The organism is Streptomyces sp. NPDC048257 (assembly GCF_043201855.1).
Classification (GTDB): Bacteria; Actinomycetota; Actinomycetes; order Streptomycetales; family Streptomycetaceae; genus Streptomyces.
On record NZ_JBICZI010000007.1, the window covers coordinates 36,507 to 50,543 of the forward strand.

Consider the following 14,037-nt stretch of genomic DNA (forward strand, 5'->3'; position numbering starts at 1 on the left):
ACACGTAGGAGCACGGGAGGAGGGACACCGAGGATGAACACGAAGGACTTCGTCGAGAAGGACTACTACAAGGTCCTCGGTGTCCCGAAGGACGCCACCGAGGCCGAGATCAAGAAGGCGTACCGGAAGCTCGCACGCGAGTTCCACCCGGACGCCAACAAGGGCGACGCCTCCGCCGAGGAGCGCTTCAAGGAGATCTCCGAGGCGAACGACATCCTCGGCGACGCCAAGAAGCGCAAGGAGTACGACGAGGCGCGTGCCCTGTTCGGCAACGGTGGCTTCCGCCCCGGGCCGGGCGGGGGCTCGTTCAACTTCGACCTCGGCGACCTCTTCGGGGGTCAGCAGCAGGGCGCCGGCCAGGCCGGCGGCTTCGGCGGCGGCCTGGGCGACGTCTTCGGCGGCCTCTTCAACCGCGGCGCCGGCCCCGGTACGGGTACCCGTACCCAGCCGCGCCGCGGCCAGGACATCGAGTCGGAGGTCACCCTCTCCTTCACGGAGGCGGTGGACGGGGCCACGGTCCCGCTCCGGATGTCCTCCCAGGCCCCCTGCAAGGCCTGTTCGGGCACCGGCGACAAGAACGGCACCCCCAGGGTGTGCCCGACCTGCGTCGGCACCGGCCAGGTCTCGCGGGGCAGCGGCGGCGGCTTCTCGCTGACCGACCCCTGCGCGGACTGCAAGGGCCGCGGCCTGATCGCGGAGACGCCCTGCGAGGTCTGCAAGGGCAGCGGGCGCGCCCGCAGCTCCCGCACCATGCAGGTCAGGATCCCGGCGGGCGTCTCCGACGGCCAGCGGATCCGGCTGCGCGGCAAGGGAGCGCCCGGCGAGCGCGGCGGTCCCGGCGGTGACCTCTACGTGGTCGTGCACGTGGACTCCCACCCGGTCTTCGGCCGCAAGGACGACAACCTGACGGTGACCGTGCCCGTGACGTTCGCGGAGGCGGCACTGGGAGCCGACATCAAGGTCCCGACGCTGAACGGCCCCTCGGTGACGCTGAAGCTGCCGCCGGGCACTCCCAACGGGCGCACCATGCGGGCCCGCGGCAAGGGAGCGGTCCGCAAGGACGGCACCCGCGGCGACCTGCTGGTCACGGTGGAGGTCGCGGTCCCGACCGAGCTGTCGGACAAGGCCCGTGAGGCCCTGGAGATGTACCGCGAGGCGACGGAGTCGCAGGACCCGCGCTCCGCGCTGTTCGAGTCCGCGAAGGGAGCATGACATGGACGGCCGCCGACGACAGTCCCGTCTGGGAAACGGTGCCTACCAACTCACCGACGAGACCCCGGTCTACGTGATCTCGGTGGCCGCCCAGCTCTCGGGTCTGCATCCGCAGACCCTCCGCCAGTACGACCGTCTCGGCCTGGTCTCCCCGGACCGTACGGCCGGCCGCGGCCGGCGCTACTCGGCCCGTGACATCGAACTGCTCCGTACGGTGCAGGCGTTGTCGCAGGACGAGGGCATCAATCTGGCGGGCATCAAGCGGATCATCGAACTGGAGAACCAGGTCGCCGCGCTCCAGCAGCGCGTCGCCGAGCTCTCCGCGGCCGTGGACGGCGCGGCGGCCACGCTGCAGGCCCGCGAGGCCCAGGTGCACGCCTCGTACCGGCGCGACCTGGTCCCGTACCAGCCTCCGCAGCCGGGCAGTGCCCTCGTGGTCTGGCGGCCCAGCCCCAAGCGGCCGCTGGACTGACCGGGGCCTGCGCAGCCCGGCCCCGGGTCCCGTACCCGGGCCCCTTGCCCGCACACCCTCAGGCCCCGCCCCTCCAGGGCGGGGCCTGAGGGCTGTCAGAGCCCTTCCTCGTCCGGCTCGTGGTCCTCGTGCTCCGGATGCCCGTCGCAGTCCTGTTCGGGGCCACCGGGCCGGCCCAGGATGCCGGACCGGGCGATGAGGTAGCCGAGCTGCGCACGGCTGCCGCTGCCGAGGGTGGTGGCCAGCTTGGCGATGTGCGCCCGGCAGGTGCGGACGTTCATGCCCAGGCGGCGCGCGATGGCCTCGTCGACGTGTCCCTCGATCAGGAGCTGCGCGATGGTCCGCTGCACGCCGGAGATCCCGCCGGGGGTGCTGCGGTACGTCACTTCCTCCTGGAGGGGCACGGCGCGGTGCCAGAGCTGCTCGAACACCTTGATGAGGTAGTCGACCAGGCCCGGGTGGCGCAGTTCCAGGGCGACCCGGCGGTCGTCGCTCACCGGGATGAAGGCGACCGTGCGGTCGAAGATGATCAGGCGTTCGATCAGCTCTTCGAGCGTGCGGATCTCCACCTTGCCCGTCGATATGCGCTCGACGTAGGCGAGCGTGCCCTGGCTGTGCCGTGCGGTGTGCTGGTACAGGGTCCGTATGCTGACCCCGCGGTCGATCAGCGGCTGGTCGCGCTCCAGGGCCTGGGTGAGGGCCAGGGACGGCCGCGCCCCGCCCGGCTGGACCGTCAGCACCTCGGTATGACATTCGGCCGTCGCGAGGTTCAGCGCGGCGTTGATTTGCTCGAAACCCTCCAGCACCGTGATGGCATGGGTATTGGCCGGGCTCTGTGCGCTGATGGCCAGGAAAGGCTCGAAAGTGTCGGTGAGATCTACAGCGCTGCGTCGGCGGTCCTGGATCTCGCGTTCAATCGGATGAAGCCGTTGAGCCAATGCGACGGACGGGGGAACCGGACGCAGTTGGTTCGCGTCATCCGGGTCGGGCTGCAGAAGAGCGAATTCAAGCAGGCAGGGGGCGTTCTGGATCTCGCCCCGGGCGATACGGCCGGTGCTCAGTGCGGTCGCGTAGAGCCGCGTCCCCTCGGCGCACATGGACGTGACGGGGTGGGGATGTGTCGCTTTTGTGTCGATCCGCGTCAAATCTCCACCCCCCAGGGTCCTGAACATGCAAGAACATGATGCATCGTCCCTGTGGCATTGACGTGCCTGAATGAGCCATCGTCTGTCACGCGGGGGAGAGGATTCCATCAAGTGAGGACGAAGCCGACCATGTACAAGAGAATGCTTCGCTCGGTGCTTGCCATAGTTTTCTCCGCCGTTGCGGTTTTTGGGGCAGTCAGCGCCGTCGAAAGTGACGCGGGGAGCGCTAGGGACGGTCAGGGCACGAGCCTGACGAGCACGGACGACACCGGCTGGACCACGGCACCCGTGGGTAAGTACGCGGACACCGGCTGGACCAGCGGCCGCCTGTCCGGTGGGGGTAAGGACGATACGGGCTGGACCGAGACCCCTGTGACGGTGTCGGCGTGACCCCCGACGACCGCGGCTTCCGCCGCGAGATGGCCTCCGCCTACCGCTCGGGCTGGCAGTTCATCGATCTCGCCACGGCCATCCCCCACCCCGGCGACTCGTTGATGGTCACCCTGTTCGGTCAACCGATCGTCGTCGTGCGCGAGGAGGACGAGGACGTACGTGCCTACCGGTGCCTGCGCCGCCCGCGGGGCGCGCCGCAGCCCGTCCGCTGCGAGGTGCGCTACGGAATGGTCTTCGTCAATCTCGATCAGCGGGACCACCAGCTCTTCGAACCCGATATCACCACCGCCACCCCCCGCAGTGCCTGAAGCGATTCCCCCGTCGTTCCAGATCGCTCAGGCGCTACCCCCACACAACGGCGCCATCGTGGACCTGACCACGATGGCGCCGTTGTGATGTCCGCGTCCAGTGCCTGAACCGGACAAGATGAAGACTCAACGTCTCAGGCGCGCCCCATGGCCCGGTCCAGGGTGATCTCCATGACGACCCGGTCGGGATTGGGCGACGGCGTGCGCCCGTAGCGCTCCGCGTAGCGCGCCACCGCGTCGGCGACCGACGCCTCGTCCGTGCGGATCACCGCGCGGCCCTCCAGGGTGGCCCAGCGGCGCCCTTCCATCTGGCAGACCGCGACCCGCACGCCCTCCGGCTGCGGCCCCTCCGGCTGCGGCCCTCCCGGGCGGGCGGCCTGCGCCGCCAGGATGTTGCGCACCTTCTTGCTGTGCCGGTTGCTGATCACCCGGGCCAGGCCGGCCTCCGGGTCGTACGTCACGCCGACCGGCACCACGTGCGGGGTCCCGTCGGGGCGCGGGGTGGTCAGGGTGCAGACGTGCCGCTCCCGCCAGAAGGCGAGGTACTCGGGCGTCGGGTTGAGTACGTCATGGGACATGGGCCGAAGAGTACGGTCCGACGGTGTTCCCAGCTGCCTTGAGTGGAATAGACTCAACTTTGCATACGCTGACTCTGTCAGTGTTGTTACCCCTCGGAGAGGAGAAGACGCAGTGGACGCCGAGCTGACCAACAAGAGCCGGGACGCGCTGAACGCGGCAACCAGCAGGGCCGTCAAGGACGGCCACGCCGATCTGACCCCCGCGCACCTGCTGCTGGCCCTGCTCGCCGGCGAGGACAACGAGAACGTCATCGACCTGCTGGTCGCCACCGACGCCGACCAGGCCGCCGTACGGGCCGGCGCCGAGCGGCTGCTCGCCGCCCTGCCCAGCGTCACCGGCTCCACGGTCGCGCCCCCGCAGCCCACCCGCGACCTGCTCGCCGTACTCGCCGAGGCCGACGCGCAGGCCGGCAGGCTCGGCGACGACTACCTCTCCACCGAACACCTCCTCATCGCCCTCGCCGCCAAGGGCGGCGCGGCCGGCGAGGTCCTTTCCACCCAGGGCGCGACGGCGAAGAAGCTGCTCGACGCCTTCGAGAACGCACGAGGAGGACGGCGGGTGACCACCCCCGATCCCGAGGGCCAGTACAAGGCCCTGGAGAAGTTCGGCACCGACTTCACGGCAGCCGCGCGTGAGGGCAAGCTCGACCCGGTCATCGGCCGTGACCAGGAGATCCGGCGCGTCGTGCAGGTGCTCTCGCGCCGTACGAAGAACAACCCCGTGCTCATCGGAGAACCCGGCGTCGGCAAGACCGCCGTCGTCGAGGGCCTGGCCCAGCGCATCGTCAAGGGCGACGTCCCGGAGTCCCTGAAGAACAAGCGGCTCGTCGCCCTGGACCTCGGCGCCATGGTCGCCGGCGCCAAGTACCGCGGCGAGTTCGAGGAGCGGCTGAAGACCGTCCTCGCCGAGATCAAGTCGAGCGACGGTCAGATCATCACCTTCATCGACGAGCTGCACACGGTCGTCGGAGCGGGCGCCGGCGGCGACTCCGCCATGGACGCGGGCAACATGCTCAAACCCATGCTGGCCCGCGGCGAGCTGCGCATGGTCGGCGCGACCACCCTCGACGAGTACCGCGAGCGCATCGAGAAGGACCCGGCGCTGGAGCGGCGCTTCCAGCAGGTGCTGGTCGCCGAGCCGTCCGTCGAGGACACCATCGCGATTCTGCGCGGGCTCAAGGGCCGCTACGAGGCCCACCACAAGGTCGTCATCAACGACAGCGCGCTGGTGGCCGCAGCCACCCTCTCCGACCGGTACATCACCTCCCGCTTCCTCCCCGACAAGGCCATCGACCTCGTCGACGAGGCCGCGTCCCGGCTGCGCATGGAGATCGACTCCTCGCCGCTGGAGATCGACGAGCTCCAGCGCTCCGTGGACCGCCTGCGGATGGAGGAGCTGGCGCTGAAGAACGAGTCCGACCCGGCCTCCATCGAGCGCCTGGAGAAGATCCGCAAGGACCTCGCGGACCGGGAGGAGGAGCTGCGCGGCCTGACCGCCCGCTGGGAGAAGGAGAAGCAGTCCCTCAACCGGGTCGGCGAGCTCAAGGAGCGCGTGGACGACCTGCACGGCCAGGCCGAGCGCGCCCAGCGCGACGGCGACTTCGACACCGCCTCCAAGCTGCTCTACGGGGAGATCCCGACCCTGGAGCGCGAGCTGGCGGAGGCCACGGAGGCCGAGGCCGAGGCGTCCAAGGGGACGATGGTCAAGGACGAGGTCGGCCCCGACGACATCGCCGACGTGGTGGGCGCCTGGACCGGCATCCCGGCGGGCCGCCTGCTGGAGGGCGAGACCCAGAAGCTGCTCCGCATGGAGGACGAGCTGGGCCGCCGCCTGATCGGCCAGGGCGAGGCCGTACGGGCCGTCTCGGACGCCGTGCGCCGCACCCGGGCCGGCATCGCCGACCCGGACCGCCCGACCGGCTCCTTCCTCTTCCTCGGCCCGACGGGCGTGGGCAAGACGGAGCTGGCCAAGGCCCTCGCCGACTTCCTCTTCGACGACGAGCGGGCCATGGTCCGCATCGACATGTCGGAGTACGGCGAGAAGCACAGCGTGGCCCGCCTCGTCGGCGCCCCGCCCGGCTACGTCGGCTACGAGGAGGGCGGCCAGCTGACCGAGGCCGTGCGCCGCCGCCCGTACAGCGTGGTGCTCCTGGACGAGGTGGAGAAGGCCCATCCCGAGGTCTTCGACGTCCTGCTCCAGGTCCTGGACGACGGCCGCCTCACGGACGGCCAGGGGCGGACGGTGGACTTCCGTAACGCCATCCTGGTGCTGACCTCGAACCTGGGCAGCCAGTTCCTGGTGGACCCGGCCATCTCGGCGGAGGACAAGAAGGCCCGGGTGCTGGACGTGGTGCGCGCCTCCTTCAAGCCGGAGTTCCTCAACCGGCTGGACGACCTCGTCGTCTTCTCCGCCCTCACCGAGGACGAGCTGGCGCACATCGCCGAACTCCAGATCGGCCGCCTGGCCAAGCGCCTGGCCGACCGGCGCCTGACCCTGGACGTCACCCCCGAGGCGCTGGCCTGGCTGGCGGACAAGGGCAACGACCCGGCGTACGGTGCACGGCCGCTGCGCCGCCTGATCCAGACGGCGATCGGCGACCGCCTGGCGAAGGAGATCCTCTCCGGCGAGGTCCGGGACGGCGACACCGTCCGGGTCGACGTGGCGGGCGAGGACCTGCTGGTCGGCAAGGTGCTCTGAGCTGCTCTGAGCTGCTCGGAAGGCGGCCCGGAGCGGTCTGCGGCCCGCCCGCGGACGGGCTCCGTGCGGGCTCCGGACCGGCTCCGGGCGGGACGCGTTTCCGCCCGGAGCGGATCGGGCGTGCGGGGCTGGACACAGGGTGGGCGACATGGGGGAGGATGCAGGTATCCGCACGAAGGGAAGTACACGGTGAGCATCGACCCGGCCTCGATTCCGAACTTCGGAGGGCAGCAGCCCGATCCGCAGGCCACAGGACCGGCGGGCCCCGTCGTCCCCGACCAGGATCTGGTCAAGCAGCTGCTGGAGCAGATGGAGCTCAAGTACGTCGTCGACGACGAGGGTGACCTCGCGGCGCCGTGGGAGGAGTTCCGCACGTACTTCATGTTCCGCGGCGAGGACGAGCAGCAGGTTTTCTCGGTGCGGACCTTCTACGACCGTCCGCACAAGATCGACGAGAAGCCCCAGCTTCTCGAGTCGATCGACGACTGGAACCGCCGCACCCTGTGGCCGAAGGTCTACAGCCACACCCACGACGACGGCTCGGTCCGCCTGATCGGTGAGGCGCAGATGCTGATCGGCACCGGCGTCAACCTGGAGCACTTCGTGTCCTCCACGGTCAGCTGGGTCCGCGCGTCCATCGAGTTCGACAAGTGGCTCGTCGAGCAGCTCGGCCTGGAGCAGGACATCGACTCCACCGACGGCGACGACGACAGCAACGGCGACGCCAGCAACTAGCCGTTACAGCGGCACGCGGGCGATCAGCAGCAGGTACAGCCCGTAGCCGTAACCGAGCCCGGCCACCACCGCGGTCACCATGACCGCGGTGCGGGGCCGGGCTTTCGCCATGACGGCGGCCATCGGCAGGAGCAGCGGGAAGGCCGGCAGCAGGAAGCGGGGCTTGGACTCGAAGAAGCCGGCGCCGCCGAAGGCCATGGCCAAGAGCACGGCGGTGTAGACGAGCAGCGGCAGCGGGGCCCGGTCCAGCAGCAGCAGGACGGCCAGCAGCCCGGCCATGGCCAGCAGGACCACCGTCACGGTGGTGGCGAGCGGTACGTGCCCGCCGGTCAGCACCCGCTCCGCGGAGCGCAGCGCCCCGATGCCGAAGTCGAAGCGGGAGCCCCAGGCCGCCTGGACGGCGAAGTAGCCGCCGAAGGGGTCGTCCACCTTCACCCCGACGGCCAGGACGTACGCCGCCCAGCCCGCCGGTGCCACCAGAGCGGCCAGCCACACCTCGGGCGCCCGGGATCTTCGTACGACGACGGCGTGGAGGGCCATGGCCGAGACGGCGGCCGCGACGGCCAGCCCGGTGGGCCGGGTCAGCCCGGCCAGTACGGCGAGGCCGGCGGCCCAGCGCCAGCGGTCGCGCAGCAGGGCGTACAGCGCCCAGGCGGCGCAGGCGGTGAGCAGGGCCTCGGTGTAGGCGAGGGTCAGGACCACCGCGTGCGGCAGCGCCGCCCACAGTCCCACGAGCAGCAGCCCGGCACGCGGGCCTGTCACGCGCTCCCCGACCCGGTAGATCCCGAGGGCGGCCACGGCGGCGGAGACCCAGGCGACGAGGAGGGCGGCGGGGGCCGTCCCGCCGGGCAGTATCCCGGAGACGAGCCGTATGAGCGTGGGGTAGAGCGGGAAGAAGGCGGAGTCGCTCTGCACGGGCCCGGTCCCGGTGGCGGCCTCGGGCCACATCAGGGTCCGCCCGTAGCCGTGGGCGGCGATCCGCAGGTACCAGTCCGAGTCCCAGGACCGCCCGAGGACCTTGAACGGATCCCGCCCGGCCCACCAGGCCCCGAGGCTGAGCACCAGCACCCCGCCCCCGCGGACGGCGGCGAACACCCCGAGCGCGATCACGGTGGCCGGCGCCGCCGACCGCACGGCCCGGACCGCGCGCATCTCCAGCGCCGACGCGGACGCGCCGGCTCTGCCCGTTGCCATGAATCCCGACTCTCCAGCTCGCGGTTGGGTCCGCTCACCCGGGGGCGAGGGCTTCGGGCACTTGCACGACGCACAGCTTCACACCGGCCCCACAACCCCGCAAGGACGCCCGATGGCCGGTTCCGGAACACCCGGTCCGAAAGTCGTCGCCCAGGGGTCCCCGCGCCCGGAGCTACAGCCGCCGCAGCCGCTCGGCGGCCTCCCGCAGGACGTCCTCGCGCTTGCAGAAGGCCCAGCGGACCTGGGTGGCACCGGCCGACTTGTCGTCGTAGAAGACCTGGTTCGGGATGGCGACCACGCCGCAGCGCTCCGGGAGGGCGCGGCAGAAGGCGAGGCCGTCCTTCTCGCCGAGGGGGGTGATGTCCGTGGTGATGAAGTACGTGCCCTGCGGGCGGAAGACCTCGAAGCCGGCCGCCGCGAGGCCGTCCGCGAGGATGTCGCGCTTGGCGGCCAGGTCGGCGCGGAAGCCCTCGTAGTAGGTGTCGGGCAGGGCCAGGGCCTGCGCGATCGCGTACTGGAAGGGGCCAGAGGAGACGTACGTGAGGAACTGCTTCGCCGAGCGGACCGCCGAGACCAGCGCCGGGGGAGCCGTCAGCCAGCCGACCTTCCAGCCGGTGAACGAGAACGTCTTGCCGGCCGAGGAGATGGTGACCGTGCGCTCGCGCATGCCCGGCAGGCCCGCCAGGGGGGTGTGGGCGCCCTCGAAGACCAGGTGCTCGTACACCTCGTCCGTGACGACGAGCAGGTCGCGCTCGACCGCCAGCTCGGCGATCGCCGTGAGCTCGGCCGGCGTCAGGACGGTGCCCGTCGGATTGTGCGGGGTGTTCAGGAGCAGCAGACGGGTGCGCGGGGTGACGGCGGCGCGCAGTTCGTCGAGGTCGAGGGCGAAGGCCCCGGCGTGCGGGCGCAGGGTGACGGGGACGCGTACCGCGCCGGCCATGGCGATGCAGGCCGCGTACGAGTCGTAGTACGGCTCCAGGGCGATGACCTCGTCACCCGGTTCCAGGAGGGCGAGGAGGGCGGCGGCGATGGCCTCCGTGGCGCCCGCCGTGACGAGGACCTCGGTGTCGGGGTCGTAGCCGAAGCCGTAGAAGCGCTGCTGGTGCGCGGCGATGGCGGTGCGCAGCTCGGGGACGCCGGGCCCCGGCGGGTACTGGTTGCCGAGTCCCGTGAGGACCGCGCGGGAGGCCGCCTCGGCGATCTCGGCCGGGCCGTCGGTGTCGGGGAAGCCCTGGCCGAGGTTGATCGATCCGGTGCGGGTGGCCAGCGCCGACATCTCCGCGAAGATCGTCGTGCCGAAGGCCGCCAGGCGGCGGTTCAGGAAGGGGCGGTCGCTGCTCACGGGTGCGCTCATGGGCGCCATCCTGCGGGGAACCTCTGGACTTCCTCAAGTGTGCTTTGGGCCGCGCGGCCTGCGGGCATTCCCCCCTCACGCGGGACGCGGGGATCCTGCTCCCCCGGGAAGACCGGGGTGTGAGAGAGGTGGCGGACATGGGGTTCGTCTTCGTAGTGATCTTGCTCTTCTTTGCGGCCTTCTTCGTGACCAAGCTGGTCCGGTCGTCCACGGGACGGGCCGCGTCCCGTAGCCGTAGCCGTAGCCGCCGCAGCAGTTGGTGGGTGGACGGCGGCTCCTCTTCGGGCTCGGGCTGCGGCTCCTCCTCTTCGGGGTGCGGCTCCTCCTCGTCGTGCGGGGGGTCGTCCTCCTCGTGCGGTGGCGGCGGGTGCGGTTCCAGCTGACACGGGCCGGCCGGCATGGGCCGGCCGGCACGGGGCAGCTGGCACGGGCGGCTGACACATGCGGCGGGCACCGCCCGGCACCGTGTTTGACGAGGGCGTTCGACGGTCCGATTGCCGTCGGGCGCCCTCTTGTCGCCGATGCATGACGACGCGCGGGACGCAACTTGTTGAACACGTGAACTGCGAAGCCCCCGGGGGGATGTAAACCCCGTCAAGTTGGGTAAAAGCGCTGTGAGTGCCGTGCCTTTCATGATTCCCTCGGTTGAGTAGACCAGTCCTCGGACCTCCCTGGACTTCCTGTGGACCCGTGCCGGTTTTCCCCCACCCGTGCTTGCTACCGCTGGCGGGCCCCGGCCCATCTCCCTCGCGCGTTTGCGGAGCCGACTCATGCTCACGACCCTCCAGACCTCATACACCGACACGCGTGCCGCCGATCTCGCCTGGGCCCTGGGTCGGGACCGGCTGCCCGCCCTGGCCGTACTGAACCTCGAACTTGCGGGGGCGAAGGTGGAGTTGCGCCTGCTCGGGGCTTCCCATCAGGTGCTCCTGGAGGAGGGGGAGGTGCTCTGCTCGGAGACGGTCGCCTGTATGCCCGGCAGCAGTACGCCGCTGCCGCTCGGCGTGGCCAAGCGCGTGGGCGACTGGGAGTACGAGTTCGCCGCGCGGGTCGAGACCCTCTCCCGCGGATCCTTCGCCGGACGGGCCCAGGAGCTGCTCGCACTGGTGGCGGACCACCCGAACGGACTAGCGGGCACGTTCCCGGGCAGTCCGCACGCCTTCACCGCGATGCTCGCGCAGCGCTACGAGGGCCAGGTGCGCTGGCGGACCTGGCACGCGTACCCGCAGGAGGGCCAGCTGGTGGCCACCCGGACACGGGTGGGCGTACGGATGGGGGCTCCCGCGACGGCGGCCCTGGAATCGCCCGCGCTGCTGTAGGCGCCGGGGCGCTGTTTTCCCCGCACGGTTACGCCAACTGGCGGGACCAGTAAGCCACTTGCACCCATGTGGGTGACCGGATGCAGGTGAGCGGTGACGTACGGTTCGCTTCATGATCGACCGTTCCGTCCCGCGCCGGGTGCTCCCGGCTCCGGAGCCGCGGGGCGTCGCGACCGTCCCGGCCGCCCTGCCCGTACGGCCCCGGACCGGCCGGCTCCTCGTCCTGGCCACCGTGTTCATCTGCGCCGCCTGCGGGCTCGTGTACGAGCTGGAGCTGCTCGCGCTCGGCACCTACCTCATCGGCGACTCCGTCACCCAGGCGTCGGTCGTGCTGTCCGTCATGGTCTTCGCCATGGGCGTCGGCTCCCTGCTCGCCAAGCGCTTCCGCCACCGGCCCGCCTTCGGCTTCGGCGCCATCGAGGCCGGGCTCGCCCTCCTCGGCGGGCTCTCGGCCATAGCGCTGTACGCGAGTTTCGCCTGGCTGGGGGAGTCCCGCCCGGCGCTCGTCGCCTTCTCCTTCGCCATCGGGGTGCTCATCGGCGCCGAGATCCCGCTGCTGATGGTCCTCATCCAGCGCATCCGCAGACAGGACGCGGGCGGGGCCGTCGCCGACCTGTTCGCCGCCGACTACGTGGGCGCCCTCGTCGGCGGCCTCGCCTTCCCGTTCCTGCTGCTCCCGATGCTCGGCCAGCTCACCGGCGCCATGCTCACCGGCACCGTCAACGTGATCGTCGGCGGCGGACTGGTCCTGTGGCTGTTCCGCCGGGACCTGAGCAGACGCTGCCGCTGGCTGCTGATCGCCGCGAACGTGGCCGTGCTGGCCGTGCTGGCCTCCGCGACCGTCCTCGCCGACGACTTCGAACGGACCGCCCGGCGCGCCGTCTACGGCGGGGAGGTACGGGTCGCCGTCCGGACCGGGGTGCAGGAGCTGGTGCTCACCGGGCCCCCCACCGGCTCCCCGCGCTCCCTCGACCTCTACCTCGACGGACGGCTGCGGGTCAGCGGCTACGACGAGTACCGCTACCACGAGGCCCTGGTGCACCCCGCGATGACCGGCCCGCACGCCCGCGTCCTGGTCCTCGGCGGTGGCGACGGGCTCGCCGCCCGCGAGGTGCTCCGCTATCGGGACGTCTCCTCCGTCACCGTCGTCGAGCTCGACCCCGGCGTGGTCCGTCTGGCCCGCACCGATCCGATGCTCTCCGCGCTCAACGCCCGGGTGTACGAGGACCCTCGGCTGGCCGTCGTCACACAGGACGCCTTCCGCTGGCTGCGGGGGTCGGCCGCCGCGGACCGCTTCGACGTCATCGTCTCCGACCTCCCCGACCCGGGCATCACCTCCAGCACCAAGCTGTACTCGCAGGAGTTCTACGGGCTGGCCGCGCGGGCCCTGCGCCCCGGGGGCCGGATCGCCGTGCACGCCGGACCGCTGGCCACGCGCCCGCGTACGTACTGGACCGTCGACTCCACCCTCCGCGCGGCCGGACTGCGCACCGCCCCCTACAGCGCGGGCGGCCGCCTCACGGGCTTCGCCGCGGGACCCGACCGCAGCCCCCTCGGAGTGACCGACGCACCGCCGCAGGACTGGGGCTTCGTCCTGGCCGCCCGGGACCAGGACCCGCCCCTGCGCGTGGACCGCGACACGCCCGCGCTGCGCTCCCTGTCGACCCGCTCCCTGCAGGACGCCGCACGCGACGCGGAACGCACCCGGGTGCCGGGACTTCCGCCGTCGACCCTGCCGCACCCGCGGTATTCGTGACCCGGTGCGGTCTCGTCGGTAGGCTCGACCGCATGGAGCATCAGGTGTTCGTCCCGGTACCGGCCGACGATCTCCGCGCCGTGCTGCGCGACCCCGCCAGGGTGGCCCGGTGCGTGCCGGGACTCCAGCAGGATGCCGACACCGAGGCCGGGCCGGTCTCGGGCCGGCTCAAGGTCCGGGTCGGAGGCAGCACCGTGACCTACCGGGGGGCCCTGACCGTCACCGAGCGGGACCCCGGCCACTTCACCTTCGACGGTGAGGGCACCGAGGTCCGCGGCAGCGGCACCGTGAAGTTCGCCGTCGAACTGCGGCTGACACCGGCCCCGGACGGGACCCGGCTGGACTTCACCGCCGGGGCCAGCGCCGACGGGCGCGCCGCCGGCTTCCCGCCCGAGGCCGCGGCCACCGCCGTGGCGCGGCTGCTGGACCGGGCCGCCGGACAGCTGACCATCGGGTCCGCGCCCGAGGACGAGGTGACCGGCGACGAGGTGGCCGGTGAGGCCTTGCGCGACCCGGTGGCCGAGGCCGAGGAGGCTGCGGGCGAACAGGACGACGCCACCGAGGTCACCGCATCGCTGTTCGAGACCGACGTGCCGCAGCCGTCCCTGGATCCCTTCCTCGCCGGCCGCTTCGAGAGCACCGACGGAGCCCCCCGGCCCCCGGCCGAAGCCGCCCACGCCCGCCGCACCATGATCGGCCGCAGTGCGGAGGAGGTCGACCACGCGCCGCCGCGCGGCCGGTACGCCCCGGTCCCCGCGCCCGCCTCCGCCACCGCCGGTGACAGCCTGCGCTGGATCGCCCCGGCCGCCGCCCTCGCACTGGCCTCCGCCGTCGTCATCGGCCGGGCCCTGCGCCGCCGTCGCTGACCTGCGG

At 71.7% G+C, this 14,037-nt stretch carries 12 protein-coding genes; 8 read left to right on the plus strand and 4 right to left on the minus strand.

The features are described from left to right. Positions 1 to 33: 33 nt before the first annotated feature. Entirely contained in the window at positions 34 to 1,212 is a 1,179-nt protein-coding gene (gene dnaJ, locus ACGFZK_RS16980; protein WP_393849650.1) for a molecular chaperone DnaJ, read from the plus strand. 1 nt (position 1,213) lies between these two features. Further along, positions 1,214 to 1,684, plus strand: a complete 471-nt coding sequence (locus ACGFZK_RS16985) for a heat shock protein transcriptional repressor HspR (RefSeq protein WP_393849651.1) — start codon at positions 1,214 to 1,216, stop codon at positions 1,682 to 1,684. 95 nt (positions 1,685 to 1,779) lie between these two features. Here ACGFZK_RS16985 and ACGFZK_RS16990 read toward each other — a convergent pair whose 3' ends face one another. Then, on the minus strand, positions 1,780 to 2,856 hold the full coding sequence (locus tag ACGFZK_RS16990; protein ID WP_393849652.1) for a helix-turn-helix transcriptional regulator: 1,077 nt from the start codon (positions 2,854 to 2,856) through the stop codon (positions 1,780 to 1,782). Positions 2,857 to 3,248: 392 nt separating this feature from the next. Between ACGFZK_RS16990 and ACGFZK_RS16995 the strand changes: the two genes are divergently transcribed. Then, positions 3,249 to 3,530 (plus strand): (2Fe-2S)-binding protein, encoded by a 282-nt coding sequence (locus ACGFZK_RS16995; RefSeq protein ID WP_051762453.1) that lies wholly within the window; start codon positions 3,249 to 3,251, stop codon positions 3,528 to 3,530. Between the two features lie 134 nt (positions 3,531 to 3,664). On the opposite strand, the gene ACGFZK_RS17000 is transcribed toward ACGFZK_RS16995, so the two are convergent. After that, complete coding sequence (locus tag ACGFZK_RS17000) at positions 3,665 to 4,108, minus strand: pyridoxamine 5'-phosphate oxidase family protein (RefSeq protein ID WP_393849653.1); 444 nt, start codon at positions 4,106 to 4,108, stop codon at positions 3,665 to 3,667. Between the two features lie 112 nt (positions 4,109 to 4,220). Here ACGFZK_RS17000 and clpB point away from each other — a divergent pair, with 112 nt between their 5' ends. Together clpB and ACGFZK_RS17010 are read left to right on the plus strand one after the other, a co-directional pair. Beyond that, positions 4,221 to 6,806 carry an ATP-dependent chaperone ClpB gene (gene clpB, locus ACGFZK_RS17005; RefSeq protein ID WP_393849654.1) on the plus strand — a complete coding sequence of 862 codons (2,586 nt, stop codon included), beginning with the start codon at positions 4,221 to 4,223 and terminating at the stop codon, positions 6,804 to 6,806. 189 nt (positions 6,807 to 6,995) lie between these two features. Continuing rightward, positions 6,996 to 7,541 (plus strand): YbjN domain-containing protein, encoded by a 546-nt coding sequence (locus ACGFZK_RS17010; RefSeq protein ID WP_393849655.1) that lies wholly within the window; start codon positions 6,996 to 6,998, stop codon positions 7,539 to 7,541. Positions 7,542 to 7,544: 3 nt separating this feature from the next. Here the strand turns inward: ACGFZK_RS17010 and ACGFZK_RS17015 are convergent, their stop codons facing one another. Together ACGFZK_RS17015 and ACGFZK_RS17020 are read right to left on the minus strand one after the other, a co-directional pair. Beyond that, the gene (locus ACGFZK_RS17015; RefSeq protein WP_393849656.1) at positions 7,545 to 8,735 is read right to left on the minus strand and encodes a glycosyltransferase family 39 protein; all 1,191 of its coding nucleotides are present in this window, start codon (positions 8,733 to 8,735) and stop codon (positions 7,545 to 7,547) included. A gap of 172 nt (positions 8,736 to 8,907) precedes the next feature. After that, entirely contained in the window at positions 8,908 to 10,098 is a 1,191-nt protein-coding gene (locus ACGFZK_RS17020; protein WP_393849657.1) for a pyridoxal phosphate-dependent aminotransferase, read from the minus strand. Between the two features lie 761 nt (positions 10,099 to 10,859). Here ACGFZK_RS17020 and ACGFZK_RS17025 point away from each other — a divergent pair. The 3 genes from ACGFZK_RS17025 (at position 10,860) to ACGFZK_RS17035 (ending at position 14,030) form a co-directional block, all read left to right on the plus strand. Then, on the plus strand, positions 10,860 to 11,408 hold the full coding sequence (locus tag ACGFZK_RS17025; RefSeq protein ID WP_393849658.1) for a DUF2617 family protein: 549 nt from the start codon (positions 10,860 to 10,862) through the stop codon (positions 11,406 to 11,408). A 112-nt stretch (positions 11,409 to 11,520) separates the two neighbouring features. Then, positions 11,521 to 13,164, plus strand: coding sequence for a polyamine aminopropyltransferase (locus tag ACGFZK_RS17030; RefSeq protein WP_393849659.1), 1,644 nt, complete (start codon positions 11,521 to 11,523; stop codon positions 13,162 to 13,164). Between the two features lie 32 nt (positions 13,165 to 13,196). After that, positions 13,197 to 14,030, plus strand: coding sequence for an SRPBCC family protein (locus ACGFZK_RS17035; RefSeq protein ID WP_393849660.1), 834 nt, complete (start codon positions 13,197 to 13,199; stop codon positions 14,028 to 14,030). Positions 14,031 to 14,037: the final 7 nt, after the last annotated feature.

What these genes read in the sequence shown, in the direction of transcription:
- ACGFZK_RS17035 (WP_393849660.1), top strand. Translation starts at nt 13,197, where the DNA reads ATGGAGCATCAGGTGTTCGTCCCGGTACCGGCCGACGATCTCCGCGCC.
- ACGFZK_RS16995 (WP_051762453.1), top strand. Translation starts at nt 3,249, where the DNA reads ATGGCCTCCGCCTACCGCTCGGGCTGGCAGTTCATCGATCTCGCCACG.
- ACGFZK_RS17015 (WP_393849656.1), bottom strand. Translation starts at nt 8,735, where the DNA reads ATGGCAACGGGCAGAGCCGGCGCGTCCGCGTCGGCGCTGGAGATGCGC.
- ACGFZK_RS17020 (WP_393849657.1), bottom strand. Translation starts at nt 10,098, where the DNA reads ATGGCGCCCATGAGCGCACCCGTGAGCAGCGACCGCCCCTTCCTGAAC.
- ACGFZK_RS17000 (WP_393849653.1), bottom strand. Translation starts at nt 4,108, where the DNA reads ATGTCCCATGACGTACTCAACCCGACGCCCGAGTACCTCGCCTTCTGG.
- dnaJ (WP_393849650.1), top strand. Translation starts at nt 34, where the DNA reads ATGAACACGAAGGACTTCGTCGAGAAGGACTACTACAAGGTCCTCGGT.
- ACGFZK_RS16990 (WP_393849652.1), bottom strand. Translation starts at nt 2,856, where the DNA reads ATGTTCAGGACCCTGGGGGGTGGAGATTTGACGCGGATCGACACAAAA.
- ACGFZK_RS17025 (WP_393849658.1), top strand. Translation starts at nt 10,860, where the DNA reads ATGCTCACGACCCTCCAGACCTCATACACCGACACGCGTGCCGCCGAT.
- ACGFZK_RS16985 (WP_393849651.1), top strand. Translation starts at nt 1,214, where the DNA reads ATGGACGGCCGCCGACGACAGTCCCGTCTGGGAAACGGTGCCTACCAA.
- ACGFZK_RS17030 (WP_393849659.1), top strand. Translation starts at nt 11,521, where the DNA reads ATGATCGACCGTTCCGTCCCGCGCCGGGTGCTCCCGGCTCCGGAGCCG.